The following is a 16,685-nucleotide window of genomic DNA, read 5'->3' as shown; positions in this document are numbered from 1 at the left end:
ACGCACCCTCGCAAATGGCTACTCCGACCGGTCACGAACCACTCGCGCTCGGCGTTACTGCCGTGGAGCGTTATCGATAATGCCCCGAAGCTGGCAGGTGGTGTTTGTCGGGTTCCTTGCCCAATTAGGGGTTGGTGGTGTGCTGCTCGGTTCGGAGATGACCGGTACGCCCGAGAACGCGAGTGCCATCATGCGACTCTTTCTCGGAGGAGGCATCCTCGTCGTGACCGCGGCCGCGTTCCTCGTGACACTCCCCGCGATCTATCTCCTGTATCGCGAATCGTATCGGCTCGTTGCGACTACAATCCTACTCATCGTTGGGGCGCCGTTCCTCGTCGGCAGTGTCGCATCCCCCGTCGTCGCGATTCTCCCCGCGTTTCTGTTCATCGGGGCCGTACTGTCGTGGCGTGAACGGGGAGACTCGTAAGTCCAATCTACCCCCGTCGAAGTGTGTTTTCTCTCACCAGTGAGTCACCTCAGGAACTCCCATCTTGGAGGGGGAGCTCAATCGGCAGCCTCTGGATCGAACAGATCGGCCATGATCTGATTTTCGGCTTTCCTGAGGTGGGCGTGGAGGGTCGATGCCGAAATGTCAAGAACGCCAGCAACTTCCTCGGCCGTGGAGTCTCGTGGCCACCCGAAGTAGCCGGCTCGATAGGCCGCTTCCAGCGCTTCCGCCTGCCGGTCCGTGAGATTCTGTAGACTGTGCTCGGAAATTTCGTCGGCACGTTCGACGGGATGAGTGCGTTCCCGTTTCGCCACTATCCACGTGTCGGGGAACTGCTTCTCGACCGCGTCGACCAGTGCTCTGACGTTCGACTCGGAAGCGATTTCGAGGGTGTAGCTGGCACGACCATCCTCGACAGTGGCATGCTGGACGTTCGCGCCGATGCCGACGAGCATTCCGAGGAGTGTGTCGCCTCTTGTCTGCCATTCGAGGACCCCGTCTGTCTCGCCATCGTGGATTACTCGCACTTCGCCCGATTGCTCGAGTTCGTCGGCGACCATCGAGATGTCGCCATCCTCGAGGCGGAGATAGGCGACGTGACCCGCCTCACCCCCCGGAACGAGACCTGCGAGTTCGAGGTGGCACTCTGCGGCAATCGACACGAAAATGAGCGAGTCGCTATCGTCAGTACTCTCCAGTTCGACCTCGGTAACTGCCTCGGCCGAGAGGAGTTGGCGCACCTCGGCGGAATTGAGAGCGTAGCCGACGATTTCGCCGAGTTCACCAAGGACCGCTCGCTCACGGTCGCTAATTTTCCCGCGGTCGGTGTAGAAGCCGAGGACCCCATGCACAGTACGGCCGTAGACGACAGGAATAATTGCCCAGGTACCGTCCCCGGTCGTCGACTCGGGTGCTATAGTCTGCTTTTCGCTCCGTTCGAGTGCCCCGTTTTCAATGTAATCATCATCAAGAGTAGGGGGGGACAGATCGACCTGATCTCCTGCGACGAGCCAGCGATCGGCCTTGCCTGTCCACGTGGTGACATCGGCGACACAGGCGGTCCGGTAGAGTTCGGAATCGGCGATCCGCTCGCAGACGGCGCGTTCGACAGCTTCCCGGCTGGACGCCGAAACGAGTGCCTGGTTGACGCCACGAATGACAGCGTTCAGTTCGTTGACAGTAGCAAGTTCATTACGTTGCTCAGCCAGTTCCCGTACCCGCCGCTTTCTGTCGGTGATGTCGTTGATGATGAACGTGTGGCCGATCTGACGGTCAATCTGGTCGGTGATCGGTGAGGTTCTGACTTCGTAGACGTTCGCGTCGATTTCGAGTTCCGCAAGGGCGTCTTCAGTCTCGAAATCAATCACGGTGCTGTTGACGAGTGACCGAATATCGTGGCCGAGTACATCAGCACGTTCGCAGCCGATCACGTCGACAGCAGCCCCATTGGCGTAGACGATGCGGCGGGCGTTGTCCACGATCACGACCCCCGTGTCGAGCTGGCTGATAGCTGCGTTTCGGCCGAGCTGTCGGGTTGCGGGGACGAGATCGAACAGCTGTCGGCGAAAGAGAGCGTACCCGAACGTGAGGCCGGTCACCGTGAATGCATACGGCGTTGGGTCAATGAGAACGTTTGACGCCCAGAAAAAGTTATCGGCGACGTTCCCGAGCAAAGGTGTGACGATTCCTACGAGGAGGAGTGCCGACTGGTCGGTGTACAGATAATCAGATTGGAAAACAAGGCGGAGCAAGAGAACCATCGCAATCGTGATCAACGTGTACCCGTATATGATGTCCACCCAAAAAATCGGTCCATAGGTAAAATCGATCAGCGCAATGCCGTCTACGACTTTCACCTGGGCGGTACGCCAGAGGAGATGGTGGAGCGGATTCGTCCACGCGCCAATGATGGCGAGTAACGGAATAATAAAGAAGCCAATAAGATTCCGTTTAGTGATGAATTCGTCGTGGCCGGTGTAGGAGAGCGCGAACAGGAACAACCAGACGTAGACAGTCGCGACGCCAAACCACTGCACGCGCGCCCAGAACACCCGCCAGATTGGGTCGAACGTGATGGCGCCAACGGCGTAGCAGCCGGACCAGATGGTCAACGACACCATCAACATACCAAACCACGTGGCACCTGGTTCCTGGCGGTTGTGGAAGGCGTAGACCGCCAGGGCGGTCGTCGTTACCGCGGAGAGTGCGAGCAGGCTAATCTGGGCGAGGATACCGCTACCTACCATGTCCTCACCATTTGGCAGGATCGATCAGTAGCGTCCCACCACGTGTCCGTGTTCATGTATCAATCGATGTGAGTGTCACCCGATGATAAGTGAGCGAATAAATATCGAGAGTGCAAATTAAACCTTTGCAATTGCGCTCCTGAGAGATTTCCTGGTAACTCCTCGGGCTCTGCAAAACCGCTACCCTCGAATTTCCCGCGAAACGAAACGGACGCCACGGGTATAACCTCGACTGTGTTTGCTAATAGCCTATCTCGAGTCCCACAGTCTAGCTACGCGAACGAGAAGGTCGTCTCGGGATTTGCGCCGAGCGATTCGACCATCGCCACGACCATGTCGTAGTCCGGTCGTGGCTGGCTGTCACAGGTCGTTTTGAACGTTGAGACGAACTCCACGTGGGCCAGACGCTCCCCGTGGGTGACGGTAGCGTGGGCGGCGGTTCCGTAGGCTGCCGAAGACGGCGACGAGACGAGGGCGGTCCGATCCCCGTCGTCGTACTCGTAGCCCACGTGGTCGCAGTTGCCGCTGGTCCGCATCTCCTCGAGGAACCCCTCCTCGGGGTATTCATCGCTTGCCTCATGCCTGGACACTGCCCTGGCTATGGGAGCAGATTTTCCCATCGAGTCATCACGTTCTTTCCACCAATTTCAGCGATTTTCAACAGGGCCTCCGAAATCGTCTTCCAATGGGGAATCAGGGGGCGATCGTATCGAGTTTGGCCGTTAACTCGCGATCCATCGCCGGAGTCGTCCATGCGGTGACGGCCACCATCGCCGCCGAGAGCGGTCTTCTCCCAGGCCCCCGCGGTGATGCCACGCGTGACCCGTGAGTCCACCCGAAATCACTGCTGCGATGGACAGCAAAAATACGTGGAATCGAGCCGGGGTGAACATAGCGGGAAGACGAATTAATGTCATATTAAATGTCAGACAGTTGTGGGAACCACCTCTGGTGTTTCTCCGCGTAGGATAACGCTAATCACGTAGCGCCCCCCTCTTTATCGAGATCACCCGGAGAGACGTGTGTATGTTACCGCACCAAGAAAACGGTCGCTTGACGAGCGACTCATCATGACTTACGATGGAACTACACTGCGGACGGGGTCGAGACCGATCTTACGGTGGCTCGCCGTCAGTGCGATGGTTATCAGTCTACTCGTCAGTACCCTGTTTGGCGCAGGTGTCGGGGTCGCATTGGCGGACGAGTCGGACGCGAAGATCGAGGATACAACAATATTCAACAGGGAAGACGTAGATGGGGATGGCTACGTGTCCTCGTTCCAGATCAGAGTGGAAGCCGATACGGACTTCCCCGAAGTCGGCGGAGTGGGGAAAGCGAATCCGGTGATGGAGGTCGTACTGCATCTTGAGGACGGCGGAAGCTCAGTCGCGAAGAAAGCACCCGTCGGGAGGGACCGCGACGGGACGTTTATCTTCCAGATTGACGGTGACGAGGTCTTTGCGCAGGGCGGCGGCGACACCGATCCGATAGCTGTCAATCCCACATTCTCGGTCGTGGAGGTACGATTGCTCGATGAGGACGTGCTCACCTACCAGAGCGTCACTAGTCTGAATCACCTGCTTGTGTCCGATCCGCTCAAGATCGAACGACCGTCCGATGACGAATACAGAGACGTGACGGTGACCTCAAACGTGGACAGTGCGGACGTCTACGTCGATGGCGAACGACGGGGAAAAACGCCGTGGACGGGGTCGTTCGCTGTCGACCACGGTGATCGATACGGTGATACGCGGATCGAAGTACGCAAGGACGGCTATGAGACGGCGGGCAAGCGGGTAAAACTGGACTCATCGCAGGTTAGCTTCACCATGGAGAAACGGACCAGGCCAGTTGCTGTCACGTCGGAACCGGACGGATCGACCGTCTACGTCGATGGACAGGCGGTCGGGACAACACCCTGGATCGGCGAGTTCTGGGTAAAAGGTTCGCACACCGTTCGAGTCGAGAAATCGGGATACCACAGCCAGGAGTTCACGAACGTCTCACATTCCCGAACGATCCACGCCTCGCTGCTGTCGTCGAGTCCGCAACTCTCGAGCGTTTATTACCCGAACGCCGTCTATACAAACGTCACTTTCGACAACAGTTCGGACACGAACGATTCGAGCGCGTCGCAAAACGAGAGACAGGTCATCGACACCGGTGCGCTCGATTCGTCGCCGATCGTCACCGGCAGTTCGACGGTCGATCTCCCCGAATACCTCCCGCGCATCGTCGACACCACGTCCGCGATCGACGACGCGATCAGCGCCAGTGTGACATCTACTCCCGCTGAACCGCTTTCCTCGGAGACCGTTACCTTCGATGCGTCAGACTCGTATTCGCTCTTCGGGTCCGTCGACAGGTATAGCTGGACGTTTGGAGACGGGACGACTGATCGCGGGCGGCGTGTCACTCATAGCTTCGACACACCGGGGACATACGACGTTGAAATCGAGATCGAAGACACGGAAGGGAACCGGGACACGGTCCACGACCGGATCACAGTCGAAGACAGATCTCCGAATGCAGTGTTCGTCTCTTCGCACGGGACTGTCGAAGCCGGCCAGCAGGTACGGTTCAACGGTTCCGGATCGTTCGATCAAGAGGGCTCGATTACGAGCTACGAGTGGGACTTCGGAGACGGCACCGTTCGCAATGGGGCGACACAACGTCACAGCTACGCGTCCGCTGGAGACTACGACGTTACGCTCACCGTTGCCGATTCGAGCGGAACCACGGCGACTGTAACGAGAACGATCTCCGTCCGTGTGCCGAACGACCCACCCTCCGCATCGTTCGACGTGTCGAAGGCAGACTCGGGAGCCGACTCACGGATCGAGTTCGACGCATCGAGTTCAGTCGATCCCGACGGGAAACTGCAGGCGTACGGCTGGGAGTTCGGGGACGGGACAAACGCGACTGGAGAACGTGTCGTCCACGAGTTCGAATCCCCAGGCACGTACACGGTCGAGTTGAGCGTGAGAGACGACCGCGGGATCGTTCGGAAGACGAAAGAAGAAATAGATGTGAGCACTCCCTCGAGTTCCTCGAACGTAGCCGACGAGTCTGAGACCCCCGACGAAAGTGGCAGTGTGCCCACGTCAATCGTGATTGCGGCAGGTGCCGCGGTAATCCTGCTCGGTGGCCTAGGGTTCCTCCGGCGCTGAGCTGCTCCGAAACCGCTCGAGTTAGTTAGGTGGCTCAAACGTTTCTGTTTCGACGTGCGTGCTGAGCAGTTCGAAAGCCCCTGACTGTCGAGGGGAAACAATCACGCGGAGCGCGTATCTATAACCGAATCGCGCCGATCAGAACAGTCCCGACAGCGACTTCACCACGCTGACGCCGACCTTCACCGCGCCGATCTTCACTCGGTTCGTGACGCCGACGCCGGTGACCTCGATGTCGCCGTTCTCGTACGCTTGGTTGAACGTCGCAGCCGGATCGTCCGAGGTGATAACGTCACACGTCGTCGACTCGTCCGTCTCCACGCGGACCGTCGGATCCTCGGCGACGGCCTCTTCGAACTGTGTTACGCGCCCGTCAGAATCGGTCGAGACGGCGAATCGCCGCTCCCCGTCGGCGGCGTCTATCCGAACGTCGATGCGTTGATCGGAGAGTTGCCCCTTGACGAGCCCGGGCACCTGATCGAGATTCTCGTTGTACACGTCGACGAGCGGATTCAGTTGGTCCGCATCGAGACTGCACTCTTGGGCGGACACCGTCCCCACGGGAAACATGAGCAGCGTCATCACCAGCAATCCGCTGATGATCACGGTTCGTCGGTTAGGCATGGTATGTGTACCGTTTGCCATCATATTTATTTATTGGCCGGACTCCCCGGCTGGCGTGTAGATCGCGTTAAAAATGATGTCGAACCGAATCTGCCAGACGTTGCGGATGGTGGTCGTTCCGTCACTCCTCGCCGGGTGCGGCGTCCTCGGGGACGGAGCCGTCGAGTAGCGACTCGTCGGTGTAGCTCTCGCGAATGTCTTTCTTCGAGAACTTGCCCGTCGCGGTCTTGGGAATCTCGTCGATGTACTCGATGGCGTCCGGGAGCCACCACTTGGGGTACTCCTCGCGCAGGAGGGCCATGATCTCGTCGTCGAGCGTCGCCTCGTCGGCGCGCTCCGTCGGAACGACGAACGCGACCGGTCGTTCCTGCCACTTCTCGTGGGGAACGCCGACGACGGCCGCTTCGGCGACGTCGTCGTGCGCCATGATCGCGTTCTCGAGTTCGACCGAAGAGATCCACTCGCCGCCGGATTTGATGACGTCCTTCGCGCGGTCGACGATCTTGATGTACCCCTCCTCGTCGACCGTGACGACGTCGCCGGTCTTCAGCCAGCCGTCCTCGAAGTCCTTCTCGTTGGCGTCGGGGCGTTTGAAGTACTCGGTGGTGACCGAGGGGCCGCGGATCCACAGTTCGCCGAACTCCTCGCCGTCCCAGGCGGCCTCGTTGCCGTCCTCGTCGACGACGCGCATCTCGAGGCCGGGAACGAGGATCCCCTGCTTGGATCGGTGTTCGAGCTGGGTCTCGTAGTCGGCGTCCTCGAGGTTGTGTTTGAGGTGCGCCGCCGAGCCGATCGGCGACATCTCAGTCATCCCCCACGCGTGGAGGAGTTCGACGTCGCGGTCGTCGAACCAGCGGATCATCGATTCAGGAGCCGCGGAGCCGCCGACGATGACGGTATCGAGCGAGGAGAGATCGAGATCGTTGTCCTCGGCGTAGTCCATGAGGCCGAGCCAGACGGTCGGGACGCCGGAGGTGATGGTGACGCCTTCCTCTTCGATGAGCATCGCGAGGTCCTCGGGGTTCGGCGACGGGCCGGGGTAGACGTGCTTCGATCCGGCGGCCGTCGCGGTGAAGGGCATCCCCCACGCGTTGACGTGGAACATTGGGACGACGGGCATGACGACGTCGTCGTCGTTCATCGGGATCCCGTGCGGCGAGAGGGTGGTCATCGTGTGGCTCCACAGCATCTGCTGGGTGTACTCGACGCCCTTCGGGTTGCCGGTCGTCCCGGAGGTGTAACACATGCCGGCCGGCTGGTCCTCAGAGAGTTGCGGCCAGTCGTACTCGGTCGAGTGCTCGCCGACGAACTCCTCGTAGGGGGTCGCGTCGATCGCGTCGACCGCCGTTTCGCCCATGACGACGAAGTCGACGCCGTCGAACTCCGGCGCGTCGGCCGCCGCCCCGGCGAGTTTCGGCGCGAGCGACGGGTCGACGAAGATCAGCTGATCGTCGGCGTTATCGACGATGTACTGGATGTGCTCGTCGGGCAACAGCGGGTTGATCGTGTGCAGCTGCGCGCCGATCGAGGGGACCGAAAAGTACGTCTCGAAGTGACGGTGGTGGTTCCAACAGAACGTCCCGACTCGGTCGCCCTCCTCGATGCCGTACTTGTCGAGGGCGTTTGCCAACTGCGCCGTCCGGTCGTCGTACTCGCTGTACGTGTAGCGCTCGATCCCGTTGTGGGTTCGCGAGACGATCTCGCGGTCCGGATAGAGATTTGCCGCACGCCACAAGAACGGCCGCAACGTCTGGTCTGTTCCTCCTGGCATACTCGGCGAATACGGCCAACGATGACTTCATTCTTTACAAAATATGCCGTGATTCGTGGGTCACATTTCCCCGAGAGAACGCTGCCAAAGGGTGCTGCCTTCCGACGTTGTGACCGCCAAGCGATACTTGCGGATGGTCGATTCGGCTGTCCCGCCGTGATCAGGCCACGCGCCGGCTGACCGCGAGCCCTTCTCCGAGGGGCAAAAGCGTGGTCTCGAACGCGTCTGCCGACCGGACGTGATCGAGATACGCGGCGACCCCTCGCGCCGCGCCGACGTTCGGATCGTCGATCCCGTCGGCATCGACATCGTCGACCAACGCCGAAAGCGCCTCGAACTCGAAGGGGCCGCGAACCGCGTTGTCGGCGACCACGATCCCGCCGATCGGTATCTTCGATCTGATGGCCTCGAACGCCTCCGTGTACCGGCGCTTCTCGTTGTCGATCAACGCGATGTCGAACGGCCCATCGTACTCGTCGATGATCTCGATCGCATCGCCGTGTTCGAATCGGGCTCGCCCGGCGACCCCGCCACGCTCGAGGTTGCGTCGGGCGTCGTCGAGCTCCTCGGAGTCGATCTCCGTAAGCACGATCTGTCCGGATTCGTTCATTCCGCGGAGGAACCAGTACGCCGAGTAACCGAAGCCGGAGCCGAACTCGAAGACCCGCTTGGCACCGAGCAGGCCGGCGAGCTGTTGGAGCCAGCCGCCGATCGCGGGACCGACGGTCGGAAAGCCGGTTTCCTCGGCGCGCCGATCCATCTCCACGAGGACCTCGTCCGGTTCGGGACCAACGGTCGCGGCGAATGCTTCAACGGCGTCGGGAACGGCCATACCGTAACACGACGCCCGGCGAATTTATACTCTGCTCCCGACCGGGCGTCGGCTGCGACCGAGCGGCAGCTCGTCCGGATGGTCGTTCGAACGTGGGAGTGATCCGCTCTCGACGGCCGTTTTCACTCGCGTCGCTTGATCGAACAGCCGCGCGACGGCTCGAAGGTCACCTCGGGCGTCTCACCGGCGAGGACGGAGTCGATCGCGTCGCGCATGTCCAGTCCCGGCTCGCCCGACGGCTCGTCGTCCGGGTTCAACGCGTCGTCGAACCGGCCGTGGTACGCCAGCCGGAAGATATCATCGTCGTTGCGAAGCAAGAACGGGTCGGGCGTACAGACCGCGCCGTACGCACGCGCTACATCGCCCGTCTCGTCTCGGAGGTACGCCGTGATGTCGATCTCCCCGCGCTCGACGTACTCGATCATCGTCTCGAAGGAGTCCTCCGGATACTCGGTGTCGTCGTTGGGATTGATGCCGACGACGGCGACCCCGTCGTACCCGGCAGCGATCTCGTTCATCGTCTCGAACTTCGCCTTCGCGTACGGGCAGTGGTTACACGTGAAGACGATCAAGAGCGCGTCGTAATCGTCGAAGTCACCGAGCGAGTACGTCCGTTCGTCGGTTCCCACGAGTTCGAAGTCCGGCGCGCGTTCATTGTACTCCAACACGTCCGGTTCGGATTCGAGTGCCATGTGGTACCGTTCGCGCTCCGTGGAGAAAAACTACCCCTCGAACGTCGTCAAAAAGACCGCGACGAGCGCGAGGGCGACTCCGGCGATCTTTCGGGCGGTCAGGGTCTCGTCGAGAAAGGCGATTCCGACGACGGAACTGGCGACCAAGAACAGTCCGAAGATCGGCACGACGACGCTGACCGGTCCGGCAGCGAGCGCCCGATAGTACGCGATGATTCCGACGGTGAGACAGATTCCGGCGGCGTACATATAGGGGGCGTGCTCGTGGGTCAACGCCGACGCGACCGGCCGATCCGTCGCGATCACGAGCGCGAGCGCGGAGACCGCGAGCATCCCGTTCGTCACGAACGCGACGGTGTCCGAGGGGATCTCTTGGGTCGCGAGCTTCGTCAGCGGCGCGACCAGCGTGTAGGCGAGGAGGGCGACCAGCGCGTACCAGAGATACTGCATACCGGTCGTGACGCCGGGACGCGAAAAGCAGTATCGATCGGCGTCGCCCTTTCCGAAACCGTCAAACCCGGACGTGGCCAATTCGTATCCAACGAATGACGCTCACGAAACGGATCATCCCCTGCATCGACGTCGATCTCGACGACGACGGGAACGCGGCCGTCTACACCGGTGTCAACTTCGAGAACCTCGAGTACACGGGCGATCCCGTCGAACTCGCGAAAAAGTACAACGAGGCGGGCGCCGACGAGTTCGTCTTTCTCGATATCACCGCGTCGGCGGAGGGGCGGGAGACTATGCTCGACACCGTCTCGGCGGTCGCAGACGAGTGTTTCATCCCGCTGACGGTCGGCGGCGGCATCCGAACGAAAGCCGACATCAAGGAGACGCTCCGCGCCGGCGCGGACAAGGTGTCGATCAACACCGGAGCGATCGAGCGCCCCGAACTGATCGAGGAGGGCGCGGCGGCGTTCGGCAGCCAGTGTGTCGTCATCTCCGTCGACGCTCGCCGGCGGTTCGACGGGGACGGCGAGTACTACGCCGAGGTCGACGGGGAGTCCTGCTGGTTCGAGTGCACCGTCAAAGGGGGTCGGGAGGGAACCGGTATCGATGTCGTCGAGTGGGCCCGAGAGTCGGCCGACCGCGGTGCCGGCGAACTGTTCGTCAACTCGATCGACGCCGACGGGACGAAGGACGGCTACGACATCCCTCTCACGAAGGCGGTCTGCGACAACGTCTCGACGCCCGTCATCGCCTCCTCGGGGTGCGGATCACCGGCGCACATGGAGGAGGTGTTCAGCGAGGCGGGCGCTGACGCCGCGCTCGCCGCATCGATCTTCCATTTCGAGGAGTACTCCGTCGACGAAGTGAAACGATACCTCGCCGAGCTGGGAATCCCGATGCGCCTGTGAGCGTCCACGTGCGAAAGCCTTTATTCTCCCGTAGCCCCTCCGGTGAGCCGTGAAGTGGCGGTGTGCGTGGTGCGGCCGTGAGTACGACGCCGAGGTCGACGCGTGTGACACCTGCGGTCACGAGCGCGTCGAGGCGGTCTCGGAGGATTCGGATTCGACGTCGCCGTTCGACGCTGACGCGTTCGTGTGGGTCTGTAGGAGCTGCGGCCGCGAACACGTCAAACACTCGCCACCGTGCGCCCGCTGTGGCAACCACGATCTCGAACGCCGCGAAGCCGCGGACGTCGAGCCGGGAGAGCTGTCGATCCCGAGCTACCTCGCCGTCGGCAAGCCGTACATCCTCGGCGTCATCGCCGTCGTCGCGCTCGTCGCGCTCGCCCTGACGGGCGTCATCCCAATCCCAGGGCTCTCCGGGCCACCCGCTCCGCCGGACGCTCCCGGCGATGCGGACCGAAGCGCCGGAGTGGAACTCGCCGCCGTCGAATCTGAGCTTTACGATCGCTTCGAGGCGGCCCGAACCGACGCCGGTTCGACGGGCCGTGAGCGCGACGCCGGACTTGACGCGTACGCCGAGTACGCGACGCGACATCACGTCGCCGAGCGGTACGACCCCTCCTACGACGGCTCGGTACCCGAACTCGATGCGTTCGACCCACGGTGTACAGTCTCGCCCGCGTTCGGGATCGCGGAACCATCCGTCGACCTCTCGGAGCACGACGACGCGGCCGCCGCCGATACGTTGGCCGAGGCGCTGTTGGGCGACGAGCGGTTTGCGGAACTTGTCGTCGACGATCGTCGGTCGGAAGGAATAGACGTTCACGCCGGCCCGAACGGGACCGTGTTCGTCGGCTATATCGCCTGTTGATCGGGATCATCGTAGGTATTCGTGGATCTCCGTGAAGAAGCAGACCCTGCTACTTAAGAACACGTATCGGGCCTCCGGTTAGCTACGATACTCCCGATGAGTCACGCCGCGGACTCGAAGGAATCGCGGAAGGCGTCGGTCTTCGATTTGACGCCCGCCGCGCCGGCTTCGAGCGCGTCGAGCGGGTCGATGCTGCCGTCGGTCTTGATAGTCACGACGGGATCGGTCTGGCCGCCAGACTGCTCGGGGTTCATGTCGTAGGTCGCAGTGGTGACGCCGTCGACCTCCAAGAGCGCCCCCTTTAGCACGTTCACGAATGTGTGATCCTCGCCCTGAATCTCGATCGACAGTTCGTTCTCCAGGTTCTCAATGACGCGTAGATCCATTATCGAACCGTATGTGTATCGCCCGTATGAGCGTTACGGAGCCGCGACGATACGTGAGGAGTCGTCCTGCCACGCCGGTGTTGCGTCCGACTGCGACACCCCGGTAGCTCCGTCGGGAGGGACCGTACGAACTTTTGCATCCCGATCCGAGGCGCAGGTATGGAACTCGATCTCTCCGGTCGGACCGCCGTGGTGACCGGCGGCTCGCGGGGCATCGGACGCGCAATAACGCTCGGTTTCGCCGACGCGGGGGCGAACGTCGTGCCGCTCTCGCGGACGGAGTCGGACGTCGAAGCCGTCGTCGGGGAGGTCCGCGAGCGCGGCGTCGACAGCCGCGTCGAGACGCTCGACGTTGCCGACACCGACGCCGTGGAAGCCTGTTTCGATCGGATCGACGACAACCTCGGCATCGACGTGGTCGTTAACAACGCCGGGATCAACCCCGCCAGCGCGCTCGGAGATCCTGAGGACGTCTCAGACGAGGGGTTCGAACTGGTGACCGACGTGAACCTAGACGGCGCGTTCGCCTGCGCCCGCGCCGCCGAATCGCCGCTGAAGGCGTCCGGCGGCGTGCTGATCAACGTCGCGTCGGTCGGCGGGCTCGTCGGCCTCCCGCGACAACACCCCTACGTCGCCTCGAAACACGGGCTCGTCGGGTTGACGAAGAGCCTCGCGCTCGATTGGGCTCCGAACGTCCGGGTCAACTGTCTCGCGCCAGGGTACGTCGCGACGGACCTCACCACCGGCCTGCAGGAGAACGACGATCTGCGGGCGTCGATCGAACGCCGGACGCCGCTCGACCGGTTCGCCGACCCCGAAGAGATCGCCGGCCCGGCGGTCTTCTTGGCGAGCGATCTGGCCTCGTACGCGACCGGCGAGACGTTCGCCGTCGACGGCGGCTGGACGGCACGGTAGGTCTCGAACGCGAGGCGTCGACCGTTCAGCGTCGACCCCCCGCCACTAGTAAAGAGTTTTGCGCCCCCGGCGTTGAAACACGGACATGACCACATTCGAGTACGATGTCGCCATCGTCGGGGCGGGGACCGCCGGCTGCTACGCCGGGGCGACCCTCGCCGACGCCGGATACGACGTCGTCATTGTCGAGCGCAAGGACGAGGCCGAGGCGGGTCACATCGCCTGCGGCGACGCGCTCAAGGGTGCCGACAAGTTCCCAGAATCGATCCCCAAATCGCAGATCGAAGACTCCTTTACCAACACCGAGGTCGACCACGGCCAGTTCGAGATCCCCCAGGAGAACGCCGTCCTGGACATTCCGGTGCCGGGCGAACTCGCCGTTATCGACCGCTACGCCTACGGCCGGCGGATCATCGGGGGTGCCGAGCGCGCCGGGACGGAGTTCCACTACGACACCGTCGTCCAGGACGTCCTGCAGGACGACGACGGGCGGGTGTACGGCTTCGAGGCGACGAGGAAGGGCGACCACGCACGATACGAGGCCGGGGTCGTCCTCGACGGCGCGGGCGCGCTCTCGCTATTACAGGACAAAGCCGACTTCGAGGGAACGACGTTCGACACGAACGTCCGGTACTCGCAGTTCTCCTCGGCGTACCGGGAGATCATCGAGGTCGACGAACCGGTGGAGTGGTCCGACGCGCTCGTGTTCAAACCGACGAAGCGATCCGCCGGCTACCTGTGGTACTTCCCGCGAACGCCGACGGAGATCAACGTTGGATTGGGCTTTCAGATGAACGAGGAGCCGATGCAGCTCATCACCGACCTGCGCGAGGACATCAGCCAACGGCCCGAACTCAAGGGGGCGACGGTGACGGACAAACTCGGTGCGGCGCTGCCGACGCGCCGTCCCTACGACTCGGCGGTCGCGCCCGGATACATGGCGATCGGCGACGCCGCCGCTCACGTCAATCCGGTCACAGGCGGCGGGATCGCTGGCGCCGCCTACGCGGGTCAGTACGCGGGCGAACAGGTGATCGAGGCGATCGAGTCCGATGACGTGAGCGAGAACGCGCTGTGGCGGTACAACGAGCGCGTCATGGATCACTACGGCGGGCGGTACGCCGCGTTGGACATCTACAACATCTTCTCGACGGCGTACGATCTCGACGACCTGCTCGGGCTGTTGGCCGCCCTCCCCGCCGAGAAGCTCTCGGACGCGCTCTACTCGGGCTCCGCGAAGGTCGGACTCGGTCTCAAACTGCAGGTGCTAATAAAGAGCTTCGGCCACTGGGGAACGCTGAAGAACCTCTACGACACGAAATCGCTCGCCGACCGCCTGCTCGATCACTACGGAACCTACCCCTCCTCACCTGACGGGTTCGACGCGTGGCAGCGCGAGCGCGATCGCATCATGGACGAAATCTACGCCAGAACCGGCGCCGACGCGAAGTACTGAAGGCACCCCCCGCGCCGACCGGAGCCACCCGGTATGCTAAAGGTTCGGGCGCGTTTGCGGTCGGTATGGTCGTCGATGGGGTGACCACCGGCGTGGTGGTCGTCCTCTGTATCATTCTCGCGGCGCTCGCGCTCTTCGTCTCGGAGGTGATCCCGAACGACGTCACGGCGATCGGCGTCATCGGGGCACTCGTGATCTTCGAGCCGTGGACGGGCGTCGGAGCCCGGGCAGCGATCTCCGGGTTCGCCAACCCTGCGACGGTGACGATCGTCGCGATGTATATGCTGAGCGCGGCTATCCAAGACACCGGCATCGTCCACCGGCTCGGCGTGTACCTCGCCGACTTCACCGCCGGAAATGAGTTCAGAGCGCTCGTCGCGACGGTCGGGACGACGGGGCCGATCGCTGGCTTCATCAACAACACGCCAGTTGTCGCCGTCTTCATTCCGATGATCTCCGATCTCGCCGACGAGGCGGCGGTGTCACCCTCGAAGCTCCTCCTACCGCTTTCGTATGCCGCCATCCTCGGCGGCACCCTGACGCTGATCGGCACGTCGACGAACATCCTTGCGAGCGAGTACGCTCGAACGCTGATCGACGGTCGATCCGGAATCGGGATGTTCGAGTTCACACCGCTCGGGATCGTCATCCTCGCCGTCGGCCTCGCGTACCTGTTGACCATCGGCCGTCGGCTCACGCCCGCCCGAATCCCCGCCGAATCGGATCTCGTCGAGGAGTTCGATCTCGACGATCACCTCGCCGTCGTCTCGGTCTCGCCCGACTCACCCGCCGTCGGGATGAGCGTCGAGGCGTTCAGCGCCGAGTATCTCGTGGAGACACGGATCCTCCAGATCAGGCGCAACGGAGAGGTGTTCGCGGCACCGCGCACCGACCAGCGGATCGAGGCCGGCGACCAGCTCGTCGTTCACGGCACCCTGCAAGCCGTCAACCGACTTGGCAAAGTTACCGGCCTCAAACAGATCCTCAGAGAGGACGTCACCGAGGAGACGTTCATCGAACCGACGGTCGACGAGACGCTCGCGCGGGCTGTCGTCCCTGAGGAGTCCGCCTACGTCGGCGAGACGATCGCCGAAGCCCGGATCGCGGCGTTTCACGACACGACGGTGCTCGCGATACGCCGCGGGGACGAACTGCTTCGGACGGACCTCGACGAACGGACGCTCCGCCCCGGGGACCTCCTCTTGGTGTGGACGACACCGACTTCGATCGAGTACTTCACCGACTCAGGCGAACTCGTGATCGCCCACGAGGAGGCTTACGACAAGCTCGCCAAAGCCGATGTGGCAAATATCGCCCCACTGTCGTCGAAGACGCCGATCGCCGTGGGGATCATGGCGGGCGTCGTGGGCGCGACGGCGCTCGGTCTACTGCCGATCGTGATCGCCGCTCTCGTCGGCGTCTTCGCGATGATCGTCACCGGCTGTCTCTCCGCACCCGACGCCTACGACGCCGTCTCCTGGAACGTGATCTTTCTGCTGGCCGGCGTGATACCGCTCGGAGTCGCAATGGAGGCGACAGGCGGGGCGGCGTTGCTGGCGGAACTGGTCGTCGTCGCCGCCGGGTTCGTCCCGCTTCTCGCCGTGTTGTTCCTGTTCTATCTCGTGACGGGGCTGCTCGCCAGCGTCATTACGCCAGTCGCGACGATCGTGCTGATGATACCCGTCGCCGTCGACGCCGCGGTCAGGCTGGACGCCAACGCGTTTTCCTTTGTCCTCGCCGCGATGTTCGCCGCCGCGACATCGTTCATGACGCCGGTCGGCTACCAGACCAATCTCATGGTGTACGGCCCCGGTGGGTACCGATTCAGCGACTTCCTGCGGGTCGGCGGGCCGCTGCAACTCCTCATTTCGGTCGTGACGACTCTCGGCATCGCCTTCCGCTGGGGAGTGTAACCCCGA

The 16,685-nt window shown here is 62.5% G+C and carries 15 protein-coding genes; 7 read left to right on the top strand and 8 right to left on the bottom strand.

Annotation, left to right across the window (positions count from 1 at the left end; translation table 11 throughout):
* Positions 1-79 precede the first annotated feature (79 nt).
* A complete protein-coding gene (locus DM868_RS03360; protein WP_137275430.1) occupies positions 80-427 on the top strand; it encodes a hypothetical protein in 348 nt (115 codons plus the stop codon).
* A 77-nt stretch (positions 428-504) separates the two neighbouring features.
* Here the strand turns inward: DM868_RS03360 and DM868_RS03355 are convergent, their stop codons facing one another.
* Together DM868_RS03355 and DM868_RS03350 are read right to left on the bottom strand one after the other, a co-directional pair.
* Positions 505-2,694 carry a histidine kinase N-terminal 7TM domain-containing protein gene (locus DM868_RS03355; RefSeq protein WP_137275429.1) on the bottom strand — a complete coding sequence of 730 codons (2,190 nt, stop codon included), beginning with the start codon at positions 2,692-2,694 and terminating at the stop codon, positions 505-507.
* Between the two features lie 272 nt (positions 2,695-2,966).
* Positions 2,967-3,284, bottom strand: a complete 318-nt coding sequence (locus tag DM868_RS03350; protein WP_137275428.1) for a hypothetical protein — start codon at positions 3,282-3,284, stop codon at positions 2,967-2,969.
* Positions 3,285-3,833: 549 nt separating this feature from the next.
* Here DM868_RS03350 and DM868_RS03345 point away from each other — a divergent pair.
* Entirely contained in the window at positions 3,834-5,864 is a 2,031-nt protein-coding gene (locus tag DM868_RS03345; RefSeq protein WP_170964417.1) for a PKD domain-containing protein, read from the top strand.
* Between the two features lie 138 nt (positions 5,865-6,002).
* Here the strand turns inward: DM868_RS03345 and DM868_RS03340 are convergent, their stop codons facing one another.
* The 5 genes from DM868_RS03340 to DM868_RS03320 form a co-directional block, all read right to left on the bottom strand.
* Positions 6,003-6,488 carry a hypothetical protein gene (locus DM868_RS03340; RefSeq protein WP_137275426.1) on the bottom strand — a complete coding sequence of 162 codons (486 nt, stop codon included), beginning with the start codon at positions 6,486-6,488 and terminating at the stop codon, positions 6,003-6,005.
* Between the two features lie 121 nt (positions 6,489-6,609).
* Positions 6,610-8,259 (bottom strand): long-chain fatty acid--CoA ligase, encoded by a 1,650-nt coding sequence (locus DM868_RS03335; protein WP_137275425.1) that lies wholly within the window; start codon positions 8,257-8,259, stop codon positions 6,610-6,612.
* 160 nt (positions 8,260-8,419) lie between these two features.
* Positions 8,420-9,091 (bottom strand): O-methyltransferase, encoded by a 672-nt coding sequence (locus tag DM868_RS03330; RefSeq protein WP_137275424.1) that lies wholly within the window; start codon positions 9,089-9,091, stop codon positions 8,420-8,422.
* Between the two features lie 122 nt (positions 9,092-9,213).
* Entirely contained in the window at positions 9,214-9,783 is a 570-nt protein-coding gene (locus DM868_RS03325; protein ID WP_137275423.1) for a thioredoxin family protein, read from the bottom strand.
* Between the two features lie 30 nt (positions 9,784-9,813).
* Positions 9,814-10,233 carry an EamA family transporter gene (locus DM868_RS03320; protein ID WP_137275422.1) on the bottom strand — a complete coding sequence of 140 codons (420 nt, stop codon included), beginning with the start codon at positions 10,231-10,233 and terminating at the stop codon, positions 9,814-9,816.
* A 95-nt stretch (positions 10,234-10,328) separates the two neighbouring features.
* Between DM868_RS03320 and hisF the strand changes: the two genes are divergently transcribed.
* Together hisF and DM868_RS03310 are read left to right on the top strand one after the other, a co-directional pair.
* Positions 10,329-11,144, top strand: coding sequence for an imidazole glycerol phosphate synthase subunit HisF (gene hisF / locus DM868_RS03315; RefSeq protein ID WP_137275421.1), 816 nt, complete (start codon positions 10,329-10,331; stop codon positions 11,142-11,144).
* A gap of 49 nt (positions 11,145-11,193) precedes the next feature.
* Positions 11,194-12,009: a hypothetical protein gene (locus DM868_RS03310; protein WP_137275420.1), complete on the top strand. Its 816-nt coding sequence runs from the start codon at positions 11,194-11,196 to the stop codon at positions 12,007-12,009.
* A 101-nt stretch (positions 12,010-12,110) separates the two neighbouring features.
* Here the strand turns inward: DM868_RS03310 and DM868_RS03305 are convergent, their stop codons facing one another.
* Positions 12,111-12,395, bottom strand: a complete 285-nt coding sequence (locus tag DM868_RS03305) for a DNA-directed RNA polymerase subunit L (RefSeq protein ID WP_137275419.1) — start codon at positions 12,393-12,395, stop codon at positions 12,111-12,113.
* Positions 12,396-12,554: 159 nt separating this feature from the next.
* Here DM868_RS03305 and DM868_RS03300 point away from each other — a divergent pair, with 159 nt between their 5' ends.
* The 3 genes from DM868_RS03300 (at position 12,555) to DM868_RS03290 (ending at position 16,679) form a co-directional block, all read left to right on the top strand.
* Positions 12,555-13,310: an SDR family NAD(P)-dependent oxidoreductase gene (locus DM868_RS03300; protein WP_137275418.1), complete on the top strand. Its 756-nt coding sequence runs from the start codon at positions 12,555-12,557 to the stop codon at positions 13,308-13,310.
* Between the two features lie 85 nt (positions 13,311-13,395).
* Complete coding sequence (locus tag DM868_RS03295) at positions 13,396-14,766, top strand: geranylgeranyl reductase family protein (RefSeq protein WP_137275417.1); 1,371 nt, start codon at positions 13,396-13,398, stop codon at positions 14,764-14,766.
* A gap of 65 nt (positions 14,767-14,831) precedes the next feature.
* Positions 14,832-16,679 carry an SLC13 family permease gene (locus tag DM868_RS03290; RefSeq protein ID WP_137275416.1) on the top strand — a complete coding sequence of 616 codons (1,848 nt, stop codon included), beginning with the start codon at positions 14,832-14,834 and terminating at the stop codon, positions 16,677-16,679.
* The last annotated feature ends 6 nt before the right edge of the window (positions 16,680-16,685 follow it).

Source organism: Natronomonas salsuginis, from assembly GCF_005239135.1.
In the GTDB taxonomy this organism is placed as follows: domain Archaea; phylum Halobacteriota; class Halobacteria; order Halobacteriales; family Haloarculaceae; genus Natronomonas; species Natronomonas salsuginis.
Note: the sequence above shows the minus strand (reverse complement) of the source record. Positions and strands in the feature narration are given on the sequence as shown.